Raw genomic sequence first — 22,821 nt, 5'->3', positions numbered from 1 at the left:
CGTGAGGCGTTCGGTGGTCATGGCGGAGGGGAAACACCCGGTCCCATTCCGAACCCGGAAGTTAAGCCCTTCAGCGCCGATGGTACTGCATGGGAGACTGTGTGGGAGAGTAGGACACCGCCGGACACATATTGGGAGGGCCCCGCCGAAAGGCGGGGCCTTCCGCATTTCTGGGGTCAGTTCCAGTGGCCCGCGGCGGCGGCTTCGGTGATGTAGTCCTCGAAGGGCTTGGCCGGCCGGCCGAGGGCGCGCTCCACACCGTCCGACACGGCGGCTTCCCGGTCTTCGCGGATGTTCGCCAGGAGGCCGGCGAGCATGCGGGCCGCGTCCGGGTGGACGCCATGCGAGGCGAGGCGTTCGGTGAAGGCCTCCGGAGTGACATCGACATGGCGGATCGTGCGTCCGGTGGCCTTCCCGATGAGCTCGGCGGCCTCGGCGAAGCTGACCGCCCGCGGTCCCGTCAGCTGGTAGATCCGGCCGTTGTGCCTGCCGTCGGTGAGTGCGTCGGCGGCGACCTCGGCGATGTCCTCGGCGTCGACGAAGGGGGTGCGGCCGTCCCCGGTCGGGACGGCGAGGGTTCCGCTGAGGACCCACGGCCTCCAGAACGACTCGCTGAAGTTCTGCGCGAACCAGCCGGGACGCAGGATCGTCCAGCCGGTGCCGGATTCGCGGACGGCCCGTTCGGCGGATTTGAGCGGATGGTCGTCGCCGGCGTCGCCGACGCCGTGCGCGGACAGCAGGACCAGGCGCCGCACACCCGCGGAGACCGCCTCGGCCACGAACTTCGGGATGCGCGCGTCGCGATCGGGGACCGGCTGGAGGACCGGTTCGAGAAGGTAGACGGCCGTGGCGCCGTCGAGGGCGGCGGGCCAGGTCGCAGGGTCTCCGAGATCGACGGCCACGTCGCTTCCCGTGCGGGACGCGGTGCGGACGCGATGGCCGGAGGCGCGCAGGCGCCGGACGATACGGCGACCGGTCTTCCCGGTGGCGCCGAGGATGAGCGTGTTCTCCATGCCCCCTACGCAACCGTAGGACGGCCAGACGATCCATGAGAGAACGTCTTGGATCCATTTGTGATCGTCTAGCCTGTGCGGCATGGACGTCCTGAGCGATCTGCTGCGCCGGGCGCGCGCCGGTGATGCGCTGGTCAGGCGGCTGGTCCAGCGGCCGCCGTGGGCGCTGACCTTCGCCGACGCCACGGCGCTGACGGTCGTCGCCACGCTCGGCGGCCATGCCGTGGTCCGGCTGGACGAGGCCGATGCGGCGCCGGTGGCCCTGGCGGCGGGCGACATCGCCCTGATCACGGCCGTCGGCGAGTACACGATCGCGGATAACGCGTCCACGCCTGCCCAGGTCGTGATCCGGCAGGGGAGGAAGTACCACGCGGACAGCGGGGACCCGGTCGAGCGCGAAGGGTGGAACCTGGCTCCCCGCACCTACGGGGACGGGCTGCCCGGCGCCACGGTCATGCTCCGCGGTGCCTACGAACTGCACGGTGACGTGGGCGGACGGATTCTTGCGATGCTTCCGCCGGTGGCGGTGGTGCCGGCCGGGCCGCGGACGGGAGGCGCGCTGGATCTGCTCGCCGCCGAGGTCGGTCGCGACGAGCCGGGCCAGGACGCGGTCCTGCACCGGCTGCTGGACCTGGTGCTCGTGCTGGCGCTGCGGGCCTGGTGCGCGCGGCCGGGGTCGGATCCGCCGTCCTGGTACGGGGCGCTGGCGGATCCTGCGGTCGGTGAGGCGCTGCGGCTGATGCACGGGGATCCGGCGCGCCGCTGGACCATCGCTTCGCTCGCCGCCGAGGTCGGGATGTCCCGCGCGGCGTTCGCCGCGCGCTTCACCGGGCTGGTGGGCGAGCCGCCGCTCACCTATCTGACCGGCTGGCGGATGACCCTCGCGGCCGATCTGCTGCGCGACACCGACGCGACGGTCGCCGCGGTGGGCCGCGAGGTCGGGTACGAGGACGCGTTCGCCTTCAGCGTGGCGTTCAAGCGCGCTCGGGGCGTCAGCCCGTCCAGTTGGCGGCGCGGGACGGGCTGACCGTTTCGCGGGTACGGGTCAGGCGAGGACGTTGAAGACGGCTTCGGCTTCGTCGCGGTTCTCGTAGAGGTCCCAGGCGGTGTCGGCGAGGGCGTCGGGGTCGAGGGTGCGGACCTCCATGCCGCCGACGAGGTCGGGCCGCGCGACGATCGCGCTGTGGATGTCGCCGCGCTCGATGGCGCCGCCGATGGTGAGCGTCCCGGCGTAGACGCCGTGGTCGGCGAGGGCGGCGTGCAGGGTGACGGCGTAGTTGCGCAGGGCGGCGGACGCGAGCGCCAGGGGGCCGAGCATCGGCATCGGGACGACGGAGCTGAGGCCGCCGGCGAACAGCAGGCCGCCGTGTCCGCGCTCCAGCATGCCGGGCAGGACCGCGCGGACGGTGTCGATCGCCGGGTACACCCAGCTCATCGCGTCCTGGACGGCGGGCACGTCGGTCTCGGTGATGGGCACGGGGCGCGCGGTCGGGTCGGCCGCGCCGGGGCCGTAGTAGACGACGTCGACGGCGCCGTGCCGTGCGGTGATCTCGTCGAGAGCGCCGAGCAGGGCGTCGCGGTCGCGGACGTCCGCCGGATGGGACGTCGCCTCGATGCCCGCGGACGCGAGCGAGGCGAGGTAGCCGGGGTGGCGGGCGCCGTTGCGGGAGACGAGGGCGATGGTGTGCCCTTCCCGGCCGAAGCGGTGGGCGATCGACATGCCGAGCCCCGGGCCGGCACCGATGACGACGGTCGTCGCGGTCATGGAGACCTCCTTCAAGTTGAGGGTATCCTCAAGTTAGCAGAGAAATCGAGGGCGCCCTCAACTTCGTAGGATGGGGGCATGGCGAAGAGCAGGGCGCCGCGGGCCGACGCCGCACGCAACCGGGACAAGCTGCTGGCCTCGGCCGCGGCGGTCTTCGGGGAGCGCGGCCTGGACGCGCCGCTCGAGGAGGTAGCGCGCCGGGCCGGTGTCAGCATCGGCACGCTCTACAACCACTTCCCCGCCCGCGCCGACCTCTTCGACGCGATCTTCCCCGCCCGGCTGAGCGCTCTGGACCGGCTCGCCGAGACGGCGCTGGCCGACGCGGATCCGTGGTCGGGGTTCGTCGCGTTCGTCGAGGGCCTGGTCGCGCTCCAGGCGGCGGACCGGGGGCTCAACGACGTGCTCGCGCGCCGGTTCCCGGCCGCCTCGGGCTTGGCCGAGGCGTGCCACCGCGGGTTCGCGCACCTGGACCGGATCGTCGAACGGGCCAAGGAGGCCGGGCGGCTGCGGAGCGACTTCGAGACCCAGGACATCATGCCGCTGATGTGGGCCACGTCCCAGATCATCCGCGAGTGCGGGGACGCGGCGCCCGGCATCTGGCGCCGGTTCCTGGGGTTCGTGCTCGACGGGCTGCGCGCCGACGCGGCGCGTCCCCTGCCCGTCCCGGCGCTGACACCGGATCAGGTGGCCGAGTTCATGGCGGGCGGCTGATCAGCGGTTCTGTTCCAGGGCGGCCAGGAGTTCCTGGACCGCGTCGAGGTCGTCCTCGCCGAAGACGCGGATGCCCTCGCGGCGCAGCAGGGCCGTCGTCACTCCGGCTCCCGGGACGGGCGTGCCCGAGAACGTCCCGTCGTGGACGCGGGTGCCGCCGCACGACGGGCTGCCCTCCTTCAGCAGCGCGATGCGGGCGCCGGAGCGCTCGGCGGCGGCCAGCGCGAGCCGGGCGCCGCGCAGGAACTCGGCGGTCACGTCCGCGCCGGCCTCGGTGACGACGCGGGCGGTGCCGTCGAGGACGGCGCCGCCATCGCCGCCGACGATCTCGGCGGGCGGCCGGGGAACGGGAAGGCCACCGGACACCTCGGGGCAGAGGGGGACGAGCCGCCCCTCCATGCGCCACCGCTCGAAGAGGCCGCCGCCCACGGGCTTGGCGGCCCCGTCATATCGGACGGGCCGTCCCACCAGGCAGGAACTGACCAGTATGCGCTCCACGCCTGTCAGCCTATGCGGGGAGCGGAGACGTCTTGCGCCCCCCTGATCCCCGGCGAATAGTTATGGGCGATCCCCCGTCGCTTGGGAGCCCGGCATGGTCCTTCTCGGCCGTCGACTTCCGGAGGCGCCTTCCGAAGGACGTCCCCGGGGCTCGGTTCTGGTGTCCTGGCTGACCACCACCGACCACAAGGTGATCGGATATCTGTATCTGACCACATCGTTCGTCTTCTTCCTGCTGGCCGGGCTGATGGCGATGGTGATTCGGGCGGAGCTCGCCTCCCCGGGCCGGCAGATCGTCTCCAACGAGCAGTACAACCAGCTGTTCACGATGCACGGAACGGTGATGCTGCTGCTGTTCGCGACGCCGTTGTTCGTCGGGTTCGCGAACGTCGTGATGCCGCTGCAGATCGGCTCGCCGGACGTGGCGTTCCCGCGATTGAACATGCTGAGCTACTGGCTGTTCCTGCTCGGCGGCCTCATCGTGTTCGCGTCGTTCATCTCACCGGGCGGCGCCGCGAGTTTCGGATGGACGGCCTACGCGCCGCTGAACAGCGCGCTGCGCAGTCCGGGCGTGGGCGGCGACATGTGGATCATGGGGCTCGCGCTGTCGGGATTCGGGACGATCCTCGGCGGCGTCAACTTCATCACCACGGTGATCGGGATGCGGGCGCCGGGAATGACGATGTTCCGGCTGCCGATCTTCACCTGGAACGTGTTCCTGACGAGCCTGCTCGTGCTGATGGCGTTCCCGGTGCTGGCCGCCGCGCTGCTCGGCCTGGAGGCGGACCGCCGGCTCGGCGCGCACGTGTTCGACGCGGCCTACGGCGGCGCGCTGACCTGGCAGCACCTGTTCTGGTTCTTCGGGCACCCCGAGGTGTACATCATCGCGCTGCCGTTCTTCGGGATCGTCACCGAGGTCATCCCGGTGTTCAGCCGCAAACCGCTGTTCGGCTATTTCGGGATGGTCGGCGCCACCATCATGATCGCCGGGCTGTCGATGTCGGTGTGGGCGCACCACATGTTCACCACCGGGCAGGTCCTGCTGCCGTTCTTCTCGTTCATGTCGTTCCTCATCGCGGTGCCGACCGGGGTGAAGTTCTTCAACTGGGTCGGGACGATGTGGCGCGGCCATCTCAGTTTCCAGGCGCCGATGCTGTTCGCCGTGGGCTTTCTCGTGACGTTCCTGTTCGGCGGGCTGACCGGCGTCATCCTCGCGTCGCCGCCGCTGGACTTCCAGGTGCAGGACTCCTACTTCGTGGTGGCGCACTTCCACTACGTCGTCTTCGGCACGGTCGTGTTCGCGATGTTCTCCGGCTTCTACTTCTGGTGGCCGAAGATGACGGGGAGGATGCTGAACGAGGCGTGGGGGAAGGTCCACTTCTGGACGCTGTTCATCGGCTTCCACACGACGTTCCTCGTCCAGCACTGGCTGGGCGCGGAGGGGATGCCGCGCCGCTACGCCGACTATCCCAAGGAGTTCGAAGGCCTGAACCGGGTCTCCACCGCCGGAGCGTTCCTGCTGGGGATCTCGACGCTGTTCTTCATTTACAACGTGTACCGGACGTCGCGCCGCGGCACGCGGGTCGAGGTGGACGATCCGTGGGGGTTCGGCAATTCGCTGGAGTGGGCGACGTCGTGCCCGCCGCCGCGGCACAACTTCACCTCGATCCCGCGGATCCGCTCGGAGAGGCCCGCGTTCGACCTGCATTATCCGAAGGCGGCGGAGGCCGGGACCGAGCCGCAGGAGGCGTCCTAGCTAAACCATGACCGTGCCCGCGCGCGCTCGGTGGGCGCGCGCGGGCCGAGCCGGGACGGCTACTTGGCGATGCGGCTGACGGCGATCTGCGCGACGCGGACCGCGGCCGCCGGGTTGAGGCGGACGCCGCGCCAGGCGAGGCGGCCGTGCGCGGGCGCGACGATGAGCGCCTGGTTCTTGGCGACGCCCTTCATGATGTCGCGGGCCAGCTTCTCGGCCGTGTAGAGGCGCGGCGACGCCTTGGCGATGTCGCCGGTCGCGTTGCCGCTCAGCTGCGTCTCGGGCAGGTCGGGGTTGACGTTGTGCAGCAGCGGGGTGTCGACGAAGCTCGGGCAGACCACGCTGACCTTGACGCCGCGTCCGGCGGCCTCGGCGCGCAGGCCGAGCGACAGGCCGACGACGGCGTGCTTGGTGGCGGTGTAGGGGATGCCGATCGGCATCGGGACGAGCCCGGCGAGCGAGGCGGTGTTGACGATGTGCCCGCGGCCCTGCTCCAGCATGATCGGGTACGCGGCGTGCACGCCGTGCACGACGCCCTTGAGGTTGATGTCGATCGCGCGGTTCCAGTGGTCGAGGGTGAGCTCCTCGGCCAGCCCGCCGATCGCGATGCCGGCGTTGTTGAACACCAGGTCGAGGGTGCCGTTGTCGGCCTGCACGCGCTTGTAGAGGTCGGTGACGGCCTCGGCGTCGGTGACGTCGAGGGGGGCGGAGGACGCCTTGCCCTTGCCGAGGGTGTTCAGCTTGTCCGCGACGGCGGCGGCGCCGTCGGCGTTGATGTCGCTGACCACGACGGTGTCGCCGCGCGCCACCAGGGACGTGGCGATCGCACGGCCGATGCCGGATGCGCCTCCGGTCACGATCGCGATGCTCATTCTGCGCGCTCCGCTCGATGCTGGGCTAATTGGATGTTCTGTTCAATTGCGGGGGATTCTACGGGGTGGTGCGGCCGGGCCGATACTCACCCGGCTACGAAACGGGGACCGTCGGCTCGTCGAACCCGCACCGCGCTTCCGCGTCGCGCCGCCCCGGGCGGTTCAGGCGGCCTTGGGTTCGTCGACGGGGCGCCGCGTCCCCGGCCGGTCCCAGATGCCGAACGCCTTCCAGACCCGCTTGTTCACCGGGTCGATCACGCCGAGCTCGGCCATCAGGTCGCGGATCTTGCCGACCGAGTTGGCGATCTCCGCCTGCGAGGCAGGGCTCTTGTACGCCTGCCTGACGACGTCCTTCGGGATGTCGAAGTGCCGCACCATCGGGCCGGGCGGGGACAGCATGATCCGCGCCATCACGCCGAGCACGATGGGGGTCGCGAAGCCGAGGATGCGGCGGCGCACCGGGTTCATGGCCGGGATCCGGTGCTTGAGGTAGTGGCGGGCGAAGGAGATGTGCCGCGCCTCCTCCGCGATGTGGATCTTCATGATCGTCTCTTCGAGCGGGTGCTTGATGTGCCCGCCCTTGAGGGACTTGCGCTGCACGTAGTCGATCGGGTCCTCACCGCCGAGCACGAACACGAAGAACATCTCGGTGCTGACGAGCGGGATCCACGGCGCCGCCTGGGCGATGAGGCTGAGCGAGCGCGGCATGCCGCGGATCGGCATCTTCGTCCGGTTCACGAACTCCTGGAACATCATCCCGTGGTGACATTCCTCGGTCGTCTCGTGGTAGACGTACCGGAACTCCGGCCGGCCGTTCGGCAGCCGGTAGGCGTAGTTGAGCAGGCCGCGCTTGAGCAGGTTCTCGAACTGCAGGCCGATCTTCATCGCGGTGGCGACCCGCCACAGCCCGATCTGCGCCTGGATCTCCGGCGGCTGCGAGCGGTACCACTCGGTCTCGCCGAGCCGGTCGAACCGCGGCAGCACCCAGCGCGGGTCGTTCTTGTCGACGGCGAGGTCGGGGTCGTCCCACGGGATGTCGGCGTAGGCCTCCCAGTGCTTGTCGACCGACGCCTTGTTCAGCCGGTCGACGACGCCGAGGTAGGACTTCCTGTCCTTGACCTGCTCGCGGACCTCGTCGGCGAGTTCGGTGGGGGCTTTCGGCATGTGAGGCGCTCCCTCGGGGGTGGTGCGGCCTGCGGGGGCCGGGGGGTGTTCAGGGCGCGTCCGCGGCGCTGGCCGCGGACGCCTGCTGCGGTGGCGCGGTGCCGTCACCATCGTCGCCCCGCGCCGCCGGGGCGGGGCCGCCGGGCTCCGGGACGATCAGCCGGGCGATCTCCTTGACCTGACGGAGCACCGCGGCCTGGTGGCCGCCGGAGTCGTCGTCGAGGGCGTTCTGGATCGACAGCCCGACGAACATCGCGAACAGGCCGCGCAGCAGCGTGTCGGTGAAGTCGGGCGGCAGCGTGTTCGCGGGGAACAGCTTCTCGAAGGTCTCGGCGATGGTCTGCAGGATCCGCTCGTTCAGGTCGACGCAGAGCGGGCGCAGTTCCTCGTCGGTGCGGGCGGCGACCGCCAGCTCCATCAGCGCCTTGGCGGGCCGGCCGCGGAAGACCTCCCAGAGCAGGTCGAGCGCGCCGGTGACGTTGCGGCGCTCCTTCGGCAGGACCGCGAACGCCGTCTCGTAGGCCAGCCGCTGCGCTTCGAGCAGGTGCTCCAGCGCCGCCGCGACCAGGATCATCTTGGTCGGGTAGTGGTGCTGCTGCGCCCCGCGCGAGACGCCCGCGCGGCGGGCCACCTCGGTGGTGGACGTGCCGGACCAGCCGAGGTCCACCAGGCACTCCATGGTGGCCTCGAGGAGCCGGGCCTGCGTGCGCGACCTGCGCTCCTCCTGGGTCCGGCGGGTCGCGCCGCTGTGGCGCCGGCGCCGGCGGCTGCTGACTGACACGCCTCCGACGGTACGAGCCCACTTACAAGCAAGCAAGCCTGCTTGTATGTTGCCCGCATCACAATTGGACGGTGCGTCTTATTGATCTTCCGGCGAAGAAGTACCCCCGGCGGGGTACCCGGCCCGGCTCCGCTGCCGCCCCCGTGGTACGCGCGGGCGCGCCGGTGCCGCCCACGGGGTAGGCGCGGTGCCTCTCGCAGCCGGACGACGCGGGCCGTACCGCCGCGTGACGATCCCGGCCATGGGAAACGCGGCAGAGGCAAGACGAACGATCGGCGAAGCGGACGCGGCCATGGGCGGCGCCCGCACGGAAAAGCTCACCAAGGTCTACGGGACCGGCGGCATGGCGGTGCGCGCGCTCGACGAGGTGAGCGTGGCGTTCCCCGCCGGGCGCTTCACCGCCATCATGGGCCCGTCCGGCGCGGGCAAGTCGACCCTGATGCACTGCGTGGCGGGCCTGGAGGACGCCACGTCCGGGAAGGTCTACGTCGGCGACCAGGAGCTCGGGTCCCTGTCGGACCGGCGCCTGACGCGGCTGCGGCGCGAGCGCATCGGGTTCGTGTTCCAGGCGTTCAACCTGCTCCCGACGCTCACCGCGAAGGACAACATCGTCCTGCCGATGACGCTGGCCGGGACGCGTCCCGACCCCGAGTGGCTGGACACGGTGGTGCGCGTACTGCGGCTGGGGCAGCGGCTTACGCACAAGCCGTCGGAACTGTCCGGCGGGCAGCAGCAGAGGGTGGCGCTGGCGCGCGCGCTGGTCACCCGTCCGCAGATCGTGTTCGCGGACGAGCCGACCGGCAACCTCGACTCCCGTACCGGCGCGGAGGTGCTCGACCTGCTGCGCGGCGCCGTCGACGACCTCGGACAGACGGTCGCGATGGTGACGCACGACCCGGTGGCGGCCGGCTACGCCGACGCGGTCGTGTTCCTCGCCGACGGGCGCGTCGTGGACGTGATGGACGAGCCCACCGCCGACCGCGTCCTCGACCGGATGCGCGGGCTGGGGGACCGGGCATGACCGGGCTCGTCTTCAAGGACCTGTGGGGACGCAAGCGCCGCATGGCCGGGTCGCTGGTCGCGGTGTTCCTCGGGGTGACGTTCCTCACCGGCACGCTGGTGCTCGGCGACACGCTCGCGTCCAGCATCGACGGCTACTTCTCCGGCGCCTACGGCAAGAGCGACGTCAGCGTCCGCAACGCCACCAAGGTGAGCGACTCGCCCTGGGGGGCGCGCGGGCAGATCGACGCGTCGGTGCTGGCGAAGGTGCGCGGGGTGGACGGCGTCGCGAACGCCGAGCCCGTCATCCAGGGCTCCGGGCAACTGCTCGCCAAGGACGGGACGACCATCGCGTCCCGCGGCCCGAGGACCGCCGGGAACTGGCTGAACGACCCGAAGCTCAACCCCTACCGGCTCGCCGAGGGACGCGCGCCGCGCGCACCGGACGAGGTCGTCATCAACAAGATGTTCGCCGACGAGGGCGAGCTGAAGGTCGGCGACCGCACGGCCGTCCTGACACCTGAGCGCGTCCCCGTGACGGTCGTCGGGATCAGCAAGTTCGGCGACGAGGACGCGTTCGGCGAGACGTCGTTCACCGCGTTCAGCCTGGAGGGCGCGCAGCGGTACGTCGCGAAGTCGCCCGGCCGCATCAGCAGCGTCGCGATCCGCGCCGCCGGCGGGGTGAGCCAGGACGAGCTGGCCGCGCGCGTCCGCCCGGTGCTGCCCGCCGGGACCGAGGCCGTCACCAACCGCGCCCAGGTCGACGAGGGCATGACCGCCGTGCAGGACGGCTTCCTGAAGACGTTCCGGATCGTGCTTGGCGCGTTCGGCGGCGTCGCCCTGTTCGTCGCGGCGTTCAGCATCCACAACACCTTCGCGATCACCATGGCGCAGCGGACCCGCGAGTCGGCGCTGCTGCGCGCGCTCGGCGCCGGCCGCCGCCAGATCGTGGCCTTCGCCGGGATCGAGGCGCTGGTGATCGGCGGCGCCGCGACCCTGGCCGGGCTCGCCGGCGGGTTCGGCTTCGCCGCGCTGCTCCGGCTGCTGTTCACGGCCTTCCGGATCGGGATCGCGATGGAAGGGCTCACCGTCTCGGCGACGACGCTGCTCGTCGCCGTCCCCGCCGGGCTGCTGGTCACGCTCGTCGCGGCGCTCGGGCCCGCGCTGCGGGCGTCCCGGGTGCGGCCTCTCGCGGCGCTGCGCGAGGTCGCGGCGGAGCCGTCCCGGCCGTCCGACACCCGGCTGGTCGTCGGCGGGGTGCTCGCGGCGGTGGCCGCTGGCACCGTCGTGCTCGGCGCGTCCGGCGGGCAGGTGGCGATGGCCGCCGCCGGCGCGGTGCTGTGCCTGGTCGCGATGGTCGTGCTCGGGCCCGCCGTGGCGCGCCCGGCCGCCGCGGTCACCGGCGCCCCCGCCGCGCGGCTGCGCGGCGTGCCCGGCGTGCTCGCCCGCGGCAACGCGACGCGCAGCCCGCGCCGCACCGCCGGCGCCGCGACCGCGCTGATGATCGGCGTCGGCGTCGTCACGCTGCTCACGGTGTTCGTCGGCTCGCTGCGCGCGTCCCTGGAGGACGGCGTCGCCGGCTCGTTCGACGGCCCGCTCGTCGTGGACGGCGGCGGCAACGAGACCGGCGGCTTCGCCCCGCGGCTCGTCGACGAGGCGGCCCGGCTGCCGCAGGTCGGCGGCGTCGCCGGGCTCGGCACCGGGAACATGCGGGTCGGCGGCCGCGTCGCGACCGTGTCCGTCGGCGACCCGTCGGCGCTGCGCCGCGTCCTCGACCTGGACGTCTCGCAGGGCTCGCTCGCCGGCCCCGGCACCTTCGCGGTCTCCAAGAAGACAGCCGGCGACCGCGGCTGGCACGCCGGCACGCGCGTCGGCCTCACCTTCGCCGACGGCGCCTCCCAGCAGGTCACCGTCGGCGCCGTGTACGACCGGACCGACCTGACCGGCGACTACCTCGTGCCCTGGACGATCTGGGACGCCCACACCGAGCAGCCGCTCGTGACCAGGGCGTTCGTCGACCTGAAGCCCGGCGCGCCCGTCGCGTCGGCGCGCGCCGCGCTCACCGCCCTGGCGAAGCCGTACGGGGCGCCCGAGGTCGAGACCCGGGACGCGTTCGTCACGGCGCAGACGTCCGACATGAACGGGTTCATCGCCGTCGTCTACGGGATGCTCGCCCTCGCGATCATCATCGCGCTGCTCGGCATCGCCAACACGCTGTCGCTGTCGGTGCACGAGCGGACCCGCGAGCTCGGCCTGCTCCGCGCCGTCGGCGCGACCCGGGCGCAGATCCGCTCGATGATCCGCTGGGAATCGCTGATCGTCGCGCTGTTCGGCACCGCCGGCGGGCTCGGCCTCGGGGTGTTCCTCGGCTGGGGGCTCGGCGCCGCGCTCGGGAACCCGTTCGCCGCCCCGCCCGTCCAGCTGGGTGTGATCGCGCTGGCCGGAGCGGTGGCGGGCGCGCTCGCCGCGATCCGGCCCGCCCGCCGCCCCGCCGGGGGGGCGATCCTCGCCTCGATCGCGGCGCCGTGACCCGGCCTCGGCGGCCGTCCCGCAGGGCCCCGCGGGACGGCCGCCCGGGCGGGTCCCGGCTCCGCGGCGCGGATATTGTGTGTCCATGCAGGTCAACCAGTCGGGCAAGCTGACCAACGTCTGTTACGACATCCGCGGGCCGGTGCTCAAGCGCGCCAAGCAGCTCGAGGCCGAGGGCCACAACATCCTCAAGCTGCACATCGGCAACCCCGCGCCGTTCGGGTTCGAGGCCCCGCCGGAGCTGCTCCAGGACATGATCCGCAACCTGCCCGAGGCGCACGGCTACAGCGACTCCAAGGGGATCCTGCCCGCCCGCCGCGCCATCGTGCAGCGGTTCGAGGGCAACGGCGTCACCGGCCTGGACGTCGAGGACGTCTACCTCGGCAACGGCGTGTCCGAGCTGATCGTGATGACCCTGCAGGCGCTGCTCAACGACGGCGACGAGGTGCTGATCCCCGCGCCCGACTACCCGCTGTGGACGGCGTCGGTGTCGCTGTGCGGCGGCACACCCGTCCACTACCTGTGCGACGAGGCCGCCGACTGGGCGCCGAGCCTGGACGACATCGAAGCCAAGATCGGCGACCGCACCCGCGCGATCGTGCTGATCAACCCCAACAACCCGACCGGCGCCGTCTACCCGCGCGAGGTGCTGACCCAGATCGTCGAGCTCGCCCGCCGCCGCAACCTGATCGTCTTCGCGGACGAGATCTACGACCGGATCCTCTACGACGACGCCGTGCACGTCCCGATCGCCTCGCTGGCCCCCGACCTGCTGTGCCTGACCTTCGGCGGGCTGTCGAAGAACTACCGGGTCGCCGGGTTCCGGTCCGGATGGGTGGTGCTGTCCGGGCCGAAGGAGCACGCCGAGTCCTACATCGAGGGCCTGGACATCCTCGCCAACATGCGGCTGTGCCCGAACGTCCCCGGCCAGCACGCGATCCAGGCCGCGCTCGGCGGCTACCAGAGCATCGACGACCTCGTCCTGCCGACCGGCCGGCTCGGCGAGCAGCGCGACCGCGCCTGGAAGCTGCTCAACGACCTGCCCGGCGTCAGCTGCGTCCGGCCCAAGGGCGCGCTGTACGTCTTCCCGCGGCTCGACCCCGAGATGTACCCGATCGAGGACGACATGCGCTTCGCCCTCGACCTGCTCGAACGGCAGAAGCTCCTCGTCGTGCAGGGCACCGGGTTCAACTGGCCGACCACCGACCACTTCCGCGTCGTCACCCTGCAGTACGCCGACGACCTCGAAGAGGCCGTCGGCCGCATCGGCGACTTCCTCAGCACCTACCGCCGCTGACGGGCCGTCACGACCGGTGGGCCGTCACGACGACCCGGACGCGGCGGCGTCGAGGCGGCGCAGCGCGCCGCGCACCACGGCCGGGTCGGTCGTCGCCCAGAACGGCGGCAGCGAGTTCTTCAGGAAACCGCCGTAGCGGGCCGTCGCCAGCCGCGGATCGAGCACGGCGACCACGCCGCGGTCGTCCATCGACCGCAGCAGCCGGCCCGCGCCCTGTGCCAGCAGCAGCGCCGCGTGCGTCGCGGACACCGCCATGAACCCGTTGCCGCCGCGCGCCGCCACCGCCCGCGCGCGCGCCGACGACACCGGGTCGTCCGGGCGCGGGAACGGGATGCGGTCCATGATGACGAGCTGCAGCGACGGGCCGGGCACGTCCACGCCCTGCCACAGCGACAGCGTCCCGAACAGGCACGTCCGCTCGTCCTCCGCGAACTGCTTGACCAGCAGGGACGTCGAGTCCTCACCCTGGCACAGCAGCGGGTGCGACAGGTGGTCCTTCAGTTCGTCGGCGGCCTGCCGCGCCGCCCGCATCGAGGAGAACAGGCCGAGCGTCCGGCCGCCCGCCGCCTCGATCAGCTCGGTGATCTCCGTCAGGTACGCGTCGGCGAGGCCGTCCCGCCCCGGCTGCGGCAGATGCCGCGCCACGTACAGGATCCCCGACTTGGGGTGATCGAACGGGGAGCCGACGTCCAGGCCCGACCAGACGATCTCGTTGTCGTCCTCGTCCTTGTCCTTGCCGTCGGTGGCGGTCCGCGCGAGGCCTTCGGCGGCCGTCTTGGCGTCCTTGGGCGCGTTCTCGCCGAGCGGCGGCAGCCCCCACTGCCGCGCCAGCGGCTCGAACGACCCGCCCAGCGTGAGCGTCGCCGACGTCAGCACGGCCGTGCGCTGCTCGAACAGCGTCGTCCTGAGCAGCCCGCCCACCCCGATCGGCGCGACGTGCAGCGCCGGCGGACGCTTCGGCCGCCCCTCCTGGACGAACGGCTTCTCCAACCACACCACGTCGAACCGCTGCGACATCTCCGGCTGGAACGACTCCAGCATCCGCACCGCGGTGTCGTGCAGCTCCTCCAGCGACGACCGCGCCGCCTTGCGCGCCGCCATGTCGCCCGGATCGGCGTCCTTCTTCTCCGGGCCGATCGCCGTGATGCAGGCGTGCAACGCGTCCCGCGTGGCCGCGAGCGTGCTCCCCAACGAGGAGGGCAGGACGTCCATACGCCCCGCCGGCAGGTCCTCGAGAAGGACGCCGAGGCTCTCCGCGGCCTCCTTCAGCCGGTCGGCGACGCCCTCCTCGACCAGCCGCCCGCAGCGCCGCGCCGCGATGTCGACGCCGGCCGCGCTCATGTCGCCCGTCGCGACGGACGTCACCCGGTCGACCAGCTCGTGCGCCTCGTCCACGATCACCACATCGTGCTCCGGCAGGACCTGGAACTCCTCCAGCGCGTCGATCGCCAGCAGCGCGTGGTTGGTGACCACGATGTGCGCCTCGCCCGCCTCCGCGCGGGCCAGCTCCGCGAAGCACTCCGTGCCCTGCGGGCAGCGCTGCGCGCCCAGGCACTCCTTCGCGGTGACCGCCACCTGCCGCCACGCCTGCTCGCTCACCCCGGGGACCAGCTCGTCGCGGTCGCCGGTCGTGGTCTCCTCCGCCCACTCGTTCAGCCGCTTGACCTGGCGTCCCAGCATGGACAGCTGCTGCGGGTCGAACAGCCCGGCGCCGCCCTCGTCCTCCTCCGGCGCGCCCGTCTGCACCCGGTGCAGGCACAGGTAGTTGCGCCGGCCCTTCAGGATCGCGAACTTCAGCTCCCGGCCGAGCAGCGGGTTCAGCGCCTCGGCCAGCCGCGGCAGATCGCGGTCGACGAGCTGGCGCTGCAGCGCGATCGTCGCGGTCGACACCACCACCGTGGTCTGCTTCTCGACCGCGTACCGGATCGCCGGGACCAGGTACGCCAGCGACTTGCCCGTCCCCGTGCCCGCCTGCGCGGCGACGTGCTCGCCCGACGCGATCGCCTTCTCCACCGCGCCCGCCATCTCCACCTGCCCGGGGCGCTCGGCGCCCCCGATGGCCGCGACGGCGGCGGACAGCAGCGTCGGCATGTCCGGAATCTGGGTGTCGCTGTCGGTCAGCAGATCAGGGGCGGGCACGTCGCCCAACGCTACAGCCCGCGGCGGACGCCCGCGCCCGGGTCGCCGCGACGAGCCCACCCCGCGCCGGGCGGGGGCCTGCGCCCTGCCGGGTGCGGGCCGCGCCGGGTCCGGTTGACGCCCTTTACGGCGGGTCGGCCAAGATAGGGGCCGTGTCTGCTGAAAGAGAAGTCCTGACCTGGGAGTTGTTCGGCACCGCCGGACGGGAGCTGGCCCAGGAGATCGCCGCCAGCGGCTACCGGCCCGACCTGATCCTGTCCATCGCCCGCGGCGGCCTGTTCGTCGCCGGCTCGCTCGGCTACGCCCTGGACGTCAAGAACCTGCACGTCATGAACGTCGAGTTCTACACCGGCGTCGACCAGCGCCTCGAACTCCCCGTGATGCTCCCGCCCGTGCCGAACGCCGTCGACCTGTCCGGCGCCAAGGTGCTCGTCGCCGACGACGTCGCCGACACCGGCGCCACCCTCAAGCTCGTCCGCGACTTCTGCGCCGACCACGTCGCCGACGTCCGCTGCGCCGTCGTCTACGAAAAGCCCCACTCCAGCGTCAAGTGCGAGTACGTCTGGCGGCACACCGACCGCTGGATCAACTTCCCCTGGTCGACCGAGCCGCCCGTCGTCAGCCGGCCGCAGCAGATCCTGGACGCCTGAGGTTATCCACATTTCCGGTGGAGCCTTCGCCCCGCCGGGCCCGGCTGCCAGTGTCGACGGCATGACAGCACTGGTCATCCGCTCAGTCCAGGACGCCATCTCCGCCGTCCCCTACCTGCTGGGGTTCCACCCCGCCCGCAGCCTCGTCGTCATCGGCCACGACGGCCCGCACGGAACGTGCGCGGTCCGGCTCGACCTGCCGGTCCCCGCCGCGGCCGGCGAACGCGTCGCCGGGCTGCTGTCCGGCAACGGGTTCCGCAAGGCGCTCCTGCTCGGCTACGGCCCGGCCGGCGAGGTCGAGGGCTCCGCCGGAGCCACGGCCGCCGCCCTCACCGCCGCCGGCGTGGACGTCGTCGAGTCCGTCCGCGTCTGCGACGGCCGCTGGTGGTCGCTCACCTGCACCGACGGCTGCTGCCCCGCCGAAGGCACCCGCTACGACATCTCCACCAGCCTCATCGCCGCGCAGGCGACGCTCGCCGGCCACGTCGCCCTCGCCGACCGCGACGAGCTCGTCCGCTCCGTCCAGCCGGTCGACGGCCCGGCCCGCGAGTCGATGCGCCGCGCCACCCAACGGGCCGAGAGACGCTTCCTGCGGTGGGCCCGCGAACCCGCGACCCGGTTCCGTTCCCGCATCACCGAAGAGGGGCTCGACCACGTCCCGCGCGTCCTCGCCCGCGCCCGCGGCGGCCCCCGCCCCACCGACGACGACATCGCCCGGCTCGGCTTCCTGCTCACCGACCTGCGCGTCCGCGACGAGGCGTGGATCCGCATCGACGAGGACGCCCCCGCCGCCGACATCGCCTTCTGGCGCGATGTGCTCCGCCGCGTCGAACCGCCCTACGTCCCGGCCCCGGCGTCGCTGCTGGCCTTCGCCGCCTACTCCGCCGGCGACGGCGGCCTGGCCAACGTCGCCCTGGAACGCGCCCTGGAAGCCGACCCCGCCTACTCCATGGCCGTCCTGCTCCGCAGCCTCATCGACGCCGGCGTCCCTCCCGCCCAAGCCCGCATCGGCATGACCCCCGCCCAACTGGCCGCCGCCTACCGCGAACCGACCCAGGAGGCCGGCTGACCCGCACGCCCCCGCGCGGGGGTCGCGTTGGTGTTGCGTGGGGTGGTGGACGTCGGGTTCCCTAGGACGATTAGGCAACCGGGGCGGCGGCGGAGGCGAGCGAGGTGGGCGGATGGCGCGGGCGGGGTTGAGCGCCGAGCGCCTGACGCGGGCGGCGGCGGAGCTGGCGGACGAGGTCGGCTTCGAGAACGTGACGGTGTCCGCGCTCGCGCGCAGGTTCGGCGTCAAGGACGCGAGCCTGTACTCGCACGTCAAGAACGTGCAGGACCTCAGGACGCGGGTCGCGGTGCTGGCCCTCGCCGAGCTCGCGGACCGGGCCGCGGCCGCCCTCGCGGGACGTGCGGGCAAGGACGCGCTGGTGGCGTTCGCGGGCGCCTACCGGAGGTACGCGAAAGAGCATCCGGGGCGCTACACGGCGGCGCGGCTGCGGCTCGATCCGGAGACGGCGGCGGCCAGCGCCGCGGGCCGGCACGCGGAGATGATGCGGGCGCTCCTGCGCGGCTACCACCTCGCGGAGCCGGACCAGACCGACGCGGTGCGGCTGCTCGGCAGCGTCTTCCACGGCTACGTGAGCCTGGAGGAGGCGGGCGGGTTCGACCACTCGCGCGCGGCGCGCGATGTCGAGGCCTCCTGGCACCGGGCCCTGGATGCCGTCGACGCCCTGCTGCGGAACTGGCCGCCCGCCTGACGCCTCAGGGGCGGACGGCCTGGCCGGGGGTGCCGGGGTCGATGCGGCGGTCGCGGTTGCGCTCGTTCCAGGCGCGCATCCGCGGCGGGTAGCCGACGATCTGCACGTCGTAGGCGGGGACGCCGAGGTCGCGGGCGACCTTGCCGATGACCTTGGGGGAGCCGACGCGGCGGCGGGTCCACTCGCCGTCGTGGGCGACCGCGACCGCGGTGGTGTCGGTGGCGAAGGTCTCCGGCTCGATGTAGAACTCGACGCCGCGGCGGTCGCGCGCGAAGGAGATCAGCGCCTCGATGTCGGCGGCCGTGGCCTCCCGGTCGAGCTTGGTGACCGTCGTGCCGCGGTGCCGGCGGATGCCGAACCGGTCCCGGAACCTCATCGCCTGTCCTGTCGTCGGGCGGCCCCGGAGGGGGAACGGGACCTGGTCGGGTGTCTGCGGACAACGAACACGCGGCGCGGCCGGGTTCCCGACACAGCGGCGGCGTCCCCGGAGAGCCGGGCACAGCACCCTAGACTGGCCGGGCCTGGTAGATCAACAGCGGGGGGTGTTGATGGACGGGCCGACAGCGGTCCGGCGGGCGGCCGCCGCGGTGCTCGCGGCCACCGTGTGCGGGGCCCTGAGCACCCTGGGCCCGGGACCGCCGCGGGTCGGGCTCGCCGCGGCGTCCGCGCCGGCGGACGCGCCGCCGGCCGGGCCCGGGCACTCCGGCCGCAGGAGCCCGCCGCGCCGGCAGGCGCCGCCGCCCGCGCCGCCGCGGGTGGACTGCCTGCGGGCCAAGTGCGTGGCGCTGACCTTCGACGACGGGCCCGCCGAGAGCACGGGCCGGCTGCTGGACATCCTCGCCGCGCACCATGTGCGGGCGACCTTCTTCATCGTCGGGAAGCAGGCCGCCAAGTTCCCCGAGCTGGTGCGGCGCGAGCACGAGGCGGGGCACCGGATCGCCGACCACAGCTACACGCACGCCGACCTCGGCCGGGCGTCCACGAAGAAGATCATGTCGGAGCTGACCCGGACGCAGGAGGCGATCCGGCGGGCGTCCGGGATCACGCCGACGATGCTGCGGCCGCCGTACGGGTCGCTGTCGAAGCGGCTGACCGCCATCACCAGGCGGATGGGGCTGGCGCAGGTGCTCTGGACCGTCGACCCGCTCGACTGGGAGCACCAGGACACCGAGTACGTCGAGCGGAGCGTGCTGAAGGCGGTGAAGCCCGGCTACATCGTGCTGATGCACGACATCCATCCGACGACGGTGGCGGCCGTCCCGACGATCATCGAGAGGCTGGCGGCGAAGGGGTACTCGTTCGTGACGGTGCCGGAGCTGTTCGGCGGGACGCTCACCCCGGGGAAGGAGTACGTCCGGCTCGACTCAGGGGATCGTCAGGGTCTTCCCTGATGGCCGAAGCCGCGCGCGCCGCTCAGCATGGAGGCATGGACAGCACTGACGCGGTGGGGCGGCTGCGGGTCTCCGACGCCGAGCGGGACGCGGTCGTCCGGCGGCTCCAGGACGCGTACGCCGAGGGCAGGCTCGACCACGACGAGTTCGACATGCGCGCGCATCTGGCGATGACGTCCAAGACGCGCGACGACCTCGCGGCGGTCACCCGCGACCTGGGGCCGGTGGCGGGGCACGCGGGGCGCGGGCTGGAACCCGCGCAGCCGACGGGGGAGGACCGGATGCTCGCCGCGGCGGCGCACGCGCTCGCGGTGCCGACGCTGTTCGTCGGCCCGCTGGTGCTGATGCTCGTGAGCGGCAAGCGCTCGGAGTACATCCGGCGGCAGGCGATGGAGGCGCTCAACCTCCAGGTGACGCTGCTGCTGATCACGATCGTGACGTTGGGCGTCGGCGGCGCGCTGTACGGGGTGACGTGGATCCTGTCGGCGATCGCGGCGGTCTTCGCGCTCGCCGGGCGCGGTTTCCGCTACCCGTGGATCCTGCGGCTGGTGAAGTAGCGGCGCGCGGACGGCTCCGGCGGGTTTGTCGGCGCGGACGGCCGGGGAAAGGTCAACACTGGCCGCCGCCGGCGGCCGTGTCCCGAGGAACCGGACCGCACATGATCATGGCCGTGCCTTTATTCCCCTCCCTACCTGTGATGACCCTAACGTCCGGGTTATGTGGACGATACATGGGATCATGGATTAACTATGCAAGGGAGGGGTAGATGACGGAGCTTGCGCTCAAGGGCGATCACCAGCGGGCGGTGGAGGCGCTCAGGCGATCGTACGAGGCGATCCCGGCCGGCACGCCGGTGCGGCTGGCGAAGAAGACCTCGAACCTGTTCCGGTGGCGCGACCCCTCGGCGGCCCCGGGGCTGGACGTGTCCGGCTTCGACCGGGTGCTCAGCGTCGACGCGAACGAGCGGACCGCGCAGGTCCAGGGGATGACCACCTACGAGGACCTGGTCGACGCGACCCTTCCGCACGGGCTGATGCCGACCGTCGTCCCGCAGCTGAAGACGATCACGCTGGGCGGGGCGGTGACGGGCCTCGGCATCGAGTCGACGTCGTTCCGGGACGGCCTCCCGCACGAGGGCGTCCTCGAGCTGGAGGTGCTGACCGGCGACGGCCGGATCGTCACCGCGACCCGCGACAACGAGCACGCCGACCTGTTCTACGGCTTCCCGAACTCCTACGGGACGCTCGGCTACAGCCTGCGGCTGAAGATCGAGCTGCGGCCGGTGAAGCCGTACGTCCGGCTGCGGCACCTGCGGTTCGGGGACGCGGCGGAGCTCGCGAAGGCGATGGGCGAGATCACCGAGTCCGGCGTGTACGAGGGCGAGACCGTCGACTTCGTCGACGGCGCGGTCTTCGGCGCGGACGAGCAGTACATCACGCTCGGCTTCTTCGCCGACGACGCGCCCTACACCTCCGACTACACCGGCCAGGGGATCTACTACCGGTCGATCCAGGAGCGTTCGGTCGACTTCCTGACGGTGCGCGACTACATCTGGCGCTGGGACACCGACTGGTTCTGGTGCTCGGGCGCGTTCGGCGTGCAGAACCCGACCGTCCGGCGGCTGTGGCCCGACAAGTACAAGCGGTCCGACGTGTACCGCAAGCTGGTCGCCTACGACCGGCGCTACCAGCTCCTCGCGCGCGTGGAGCGGTGGCGGGGGCTGCGCCCGCGCGAGGACGTCATCCAGGACATCGAGGTGCCGGTCGAGCGGCTGCCGGAGTTCCTGGAGTTCTTCCACGACAAGATCGGGATGAGCCCGATCTGGCTGTGCCCGCTGCGGGCGAAGGAGCAGTGGCCGCTGTACCCGCTCGAGGTCGGCCGCCCGTACGTCAACGTCGGCTTCTGGGGGACGGTCCGGCTCCCTCCGGGCCAGATCCCCGAGTACCACAACCGGCTGATCGAGCGCGAGGTCGCCAAGCTTGACGGCCACAAGTCCCTGTACTCGACCGCTTTTTACAGCAGGGACGAGTTCTGGCGGTACTACGACGGGGAGACCTACCGGCGGCTCAAGGGGGAGTACGACCCCGGCGAGCGGCTGCTGGACCTCTACGACAAGTGCGTGCGCGGACGCTGACCGGCGTCCGCGGAATCGGGGGTGGGGCCCCGGAAGGGCCGGTGGTCGACCATCGTCGTCCCGTCCGGGGCGAAGAGACAGGAGGAGCAAGATGACGCTGGCCAAGGTCTTCGAGCAGCTCGCCGGGGCTGAGGCGCCAGTGGAGTTCACGGCGTACGACGGTTCGCGGTCGGGCGTGCCCGGCGCGCCCATCCGGTTCGACGTGCGCTCGCCCTACGCGGTGTCCTATCTGGTGCACTCGCCGGGAGCGCTGGGGCTGGCCCGCGCGTACGTCACCGGCATGATCGACGTCAGCGGCGACATGATCGAGGCGCTGACGACGATGCAGCAGGTGCTCAGCGACGTGACACCGCGGGACAAGGCGCGGATCGTGCGCGGGGTGCTGGGGGATCCGCTGCTGCGCGCGGCGATGTCCCGCCGGCTGGACCCGCCGCCGCAGGAGGCTCCCTTCAGCCGCATCCCGTCGTGGCTGCGGCACTCCAAGCGGCGCGACGCGAAGGCCATCTCGCACCACTACGACGTGTCCAACACCTTTTACGAGTGGGTGCTGGGGCCGTCCATGGCCTACACGTGCGCGTGCTACCCCGAGGAGCACTCGACGCTGGAGGAGGCGCAGTTCCACAAGCACGACCTGGTGGCCAAGAAGATCGGGCTGAAACAGGGGATGCGGCTGCTGGACGTGGGCTGCGGCTGGGGCGGCATGGTGATGCACGCCGCCAAGGAGTACGGCGTGAAGGCGCTCGGCGTGACGCTGTCCAAGCAGCAGGCCGAGTGGGCGCAGAAGGCCATCGCGGACCGGGGCCTGTCGGACCTCGCCGAGGTCCGGCACCTGGACTACCGGGACGTGACGGAGACGGGCTTCGACGCGATCAGCTCCATCGGGCTCACCGAGCACATCGGCAAGAAGAACCTGCCGTCGTACTTCTCGTTCCTGTACGGGAAGCTGAAGCGCGGCGGGCGGATGCTGAACCACACCATCACCCGTCCGGACAACCTCGGGCCCACCCGCAAGGAGAACGGGTTCATCAACCGGTACGTGTTCCCGGACGGTGAGCTGGAGGGCCCCGGGTACGTCCAGCAGCAGATGAACGACGCGGGCTTCGAGATCCGGCACCAGGAGAACCTGCGCGAGCACTACGCGCGGACCCTCACGGGCTGGTGCCGGAACCTGGATGAGCACTGGGACGAGGCCGTCGCCGAGGTCGGCGAGGGCACGGCCCGGGTGTGGCGCGTCTACATGGCCGGCTGCGTGCTCGGCTTCAACCAGAACTGGATCCAGCTGCACCAGACCCTGGGCGTGAAGCTCGACGAGGACGGCGGCAGCCGCATGCCGCTGCGTCCCGACTGGGGCGTGTGAAGCCGCGA

At 72.0% G+C, this 22,821-nt stretch carries 21 protein-coding genes and 1 rRNA gene; 14 read left to right on the top strand and 8 right to left on the bottom strand.

Annotation, left to right across the window (positions count from 1 at the left end; translation table 11 throughout):
• Window positions 1–9: 9 nt before the first annotated feature.
• Window positions 10–126: ribosomal RNA gene (gene rrf / locus F8568_RS07655) — 5S ribosomal RNA — on the top strand.
• A gap of 50 nt (window positions 127–176) precedes the next feature.
• Here the strand turns inward: rrf and F8568_RS07650 are convergent.
• Complete coding sequence (locus tag F8568_RS07650; RefSeq protein WP_151592759.1) at window positions 177–1,013, bottom strand: NAD(P)H-binding protein; 837 nt, start codon at window positions 1,011–1,013, stop codon at window positions 177–179.
• A gap of 82 nt (window positions 1,014–1,095) precedes the next feature.
• Between F8568_RS07650 and F8568_RS07645 the strand changes: the two genes are divergently transcribed.
• Complete coding sequence (locus tag F8568_RS07645) at window positions 1,096–2,040, top strand: AraC family transcriptional regulator (protein ID WP_151592758.1); 945 nt, start codon at window positions 1,096–1,098, stop codon at window positions 2,038–2,040.
• A gap of 18 nt (window positions 2,041–2,058) precedes the next feature.
• On the opposite strand, the gene F8568_RS07640 is transcribed toward F8568_RS07645, so the two are convergent.
• Complete coding sequence (locus tag F8568_RS07640; RefSeq protein ID WP_151592757.1) at window positions 2,059–2,778, bottom strand: SDR family NAD(P)-dependent oxidoreductase; 720 nt, start codon at window positions 2,776–2,778, stop codon at window positions 2,059–2,061.
• A gap of 78 nt (window positions 2,779–2,856) precedes the next feature.
• On the opposite strand from F8568_RS07640, the gene F8568_RS07635 reads away from it, so the two are divergent.
• On the top strand, window positions 2,857–3,489 hold the full coding sequence (locus F8568_RS07635) for a TetR/AcrR family transcriptional regulator (RefSeq protein ID WP_151592756.1): 633 nt from the start codon (window positions 2,857–2,859) through the stop codon (window positions 3,487–3,489).
• Here the strand turns inward: F8568_RS07635 and F8568_RS07630 are convergent, their stop codons facing one another.
• Window positions 3,490–3,987 carry a DUF523 domain-containing protein gene (locus F8568_RS07630; RefSeq protein WP_151592755.1) on the bottom strand — a complete coding sequence of 166 codons (498 nt, stop codon included), beginning with the start codon at window positions 3,985–3,987 and terminating at the stop codon, window positions 3,490–3,492.
• 94 nt (window positions 3,988–4,081) lie between these two features.
• On the opposite strand from F8568_RS07630, the gene ctaD reads away from it, so the two are divergent.
• A complete protein-coding gene (gene ctaD, locus F8568_RS07625; protein ID WP_151592754.1) occupies window positions 4,082–5,743 on the top strand; it encodes an aa3-type cytochrome oxidase subunit I in 1,662 nt (553 codons plus the stop codon).
• 59 nt (window positions 5,744–5,802) lie between these two features.
• Here the strand turns inward: ctaD and F8568_RS07620 are convergent, their stop codons facing one another.
• The 3 genes from F8568_RS07620 to F8568_RS07610 form a co-directional block, all read right to left on the bottom strand.
• Entirely contained in the window at window positions 5,803–6,615 is an 813-nt protein-coding gene (locus F8568_RS07620; protein ID WP_151592753.1) for an SDR family NAD(P)-dependent oxidoreductase, read from the bottom strand.
• Window positions 6,616–6,777: 162 nt separating this feature from the next.
• Window positions 6,778–7,779: an AurF N-oxygenase family protein gene (locus tag F8568_RS07615; RefSeq protein WP_151592752.1), complete on the bottom strand. Its 1,002-nt coding sequence runs from the start codon at window positions 7,777–7,779 to the stop codon at window positions 6,778–6,780.
• Window positions 7,780–7,828: 49 nt separating this feature from the next.
• A complete protein-coding gene (locus tag F8568_RS07610) occupies window positions 7,829–8,560 on the bottom strand; it encodes a TetR/AcrR family transcriptional regulator (protein WP_328600767.1) in 732 nt (243 codons plus the stop codon).
• Window positions 8,561–8,801: 241 nt separating this feature from the next.
• Between F8568_RS07610 and F8568_RS07605 the strand changes: the two genes are divergently transcribed.
• The 3 genes from F8568_RS07605 to F8568_RS07595 all read left to right on the top strand — a co-directional run bounded on the left by F8568_RS07605 (window position 8,802) and on the right by F8568_RS07595 (window position 13,385).
• Entirely contained in the window at window positions 8,802–9,581 is a 780-nt protein-coding gene (locus F8568_RS07605) for an ABC transporter ATP-binding protein (RefSeq protein ID WP_202124585.1), read from the top strand.
• The gene (locus tag F8568_RS07600; RefSeq protein ID WP_151592751.1) at window positions 9,578–12,088 is read left to right on the top strand and encodes an ABC transporter permease; all 2,511 of its coding nucleotides are present in this window, start codon (window positions 9,578–9,580) and stop codon (window positions 12,086–12,088) included. Before F8568_RS07605 ends, F8568_RS07600 begins: the two co-directional genes overlap by 4 nt.
• An 85-nt stretch (window positions 12,089–12,173) precedes the next feature.
• The gene (locus F8568_RS07595; RefSeq protein ID WP_151592750.1) at window positions 12,174–13,385 is read left to right on the top strand and encodes a pyridoxal phosphate-dependent aminotransferase; all 1,212 of its coding nucleotides are present in this window, start codon (window positions 12,174–12,176) and stop codon (window positions 13,383–13,385) included.
• A 24-nt stretch (window positions 13,386–13,409) separates the two neighbouring features.
• Here F8568_RS07595 and F8568_RS07590 read toward each other — a convergent pair whose 3' ends face one another.
• Window positions 13,410–15,476, bottom strand: coding sequence for an ATP-dependent DNA helicase (locus tag F8568_RS07590; RefSeq protein WP_202124642.1), 2,067 nt, complete (start codon window positions 15,474–15,476; stop codon window positions 13,410–13,412).
• A 200-nt stretch (window positions 15,477–15,676) separates the two neighbouring features.
• Between F8568_RS07590 and F8568_RS07585 the strand changes: the two genes are divergently transcribed.
• The 3 genes from F8568_RS07585 to F8568_RS07575 all read left to right on the top strand — a co-directional run bounded on the left by F8568_RS07585 (window position 15,677) and on the right by F8568_RS07575 (window position 17,931).
• Window positions 15,677–16,174, top strand: a complete 498-nt coding sequence (locus F8568_RS07585; protein ID WP_151592749.1) for a phosphoribosyltransferase — start codon at window positions 15,677–15,679, stop codon at window positions 16,172–16,174.
• A 61-nt stretch (window positions 16,175–16,235) separates the two neighbouring features.
• Window positions 16,236–17,243, top strand: a complete 1,008-nt coding sequence (locus F8568_RS07580) for a DUF4192 domain-containing protein (RefSeq protein WP_151592748.1) — start codon at window positions 16,236–16,238, stop codon at window positions 17,241–17,243.
• 112 nt (window positions 17,244–17,355) lie between these two features.
• Complete coding sequence (locus F8568_RS07575) at window positions 17,356–17,931, top strand: TetR/AcrR family transcriptional regulator (protein WP_151592747.1); 576 nt, start codon at window positions 17,356–17,358, stop codon at window positions 17,929–17,931.
• Between the two features lie 4 nt (window positions 17,932–17,935).
• Here the strand turns inward: F8568_RS07575 and F8568_RS07570 are convergent, their stop codons facing one another.
• Window positions 17,936–18,307, bottom strand: a complete 372-nt coding sequence (locus tag F8568_RS07570) for a hypothetical protein (RefSeq protein ID WP_151592746.1) — start codon at window positions 18,305–18,307, stop codon at window positions 17,936–17,938.
• Between the two features lie 172 nt (window positions 18,308–18,479).
• On the opposite strand from F8568_RS07570, the gene F8568_RS07565 reads away from it, so the two are divergent.
• The 4 genes from F8568_RS07565 (at window position 18,480) to F8568_RS07550 (ending at window position 22,813) form a co-directional block, all read left to right on the top strand.
• The gene (locus F8568_RS07565) at window positions 18,480–19,322 is read left to right on the top strand and encodes a polysaccharide deacetylase family protein (protein WP_151592745.1); all 843 of its coding nucleotides are present in this window, start codon (window positions 18,480–18,482) and stop codon (window positions 19,320–19,322) included.
• Between the two features lie 35 nt (window positions 19,323–19,357).
• Window positions 19,358–19,879: a DUF1707 and DUF4870 domain-containing protein gene (locus F8568_RS07560; RefSeq protein ID WP_151592744.1), complete on the top strand. Its 522-nt coding sequence runs from the start codon at window positions 19,358–19,360 to the stop codon at window positions 19,877–19,879.
• Between the two features lie 209 nt (window positions 19,880–20,088).
• Window positions 20,089–21,456 (top strand): FAD-binding oxidoreductase, encoded by a 1,368-nt coding sequence (locus F8568_RS07555; protein WP_151592743.1) that lies wholly within the window; start codon window positions 20,089–20,091, stop codon window positions 21,454–21,456.
• A gap of 91 nt (window positions 21,457–21,547) precedes the next feature.
• A complete protein-coding gene (locus F8568_RS07550; protein ID WP_151592742.1) occupies window positions 21,548–22,813 on the top strand; it encodes a class I SAM-dependent methyltransferase in 1,266 nt (421 codons plus the stop codon).
• Window positions 22,814–22,821: the final 8 nt, after the last annotated feature.

The sequence above is a fragment of the Actinomadura physcomitrii genome (assembly GCF_008923205.2).
In the GTDB taxonomy this organism is placed as follows: Bacteria; Actinomycetota; Actinomycetes; order Streptosporangiales; family Streptosporangiaceae; genus Spirillospora; species Spirillospora physcomitrii.
Note: the sequence above shows the minus strand (reverse complement) of the source record. Positions and strands in the feature narration are given on the sequence as shown.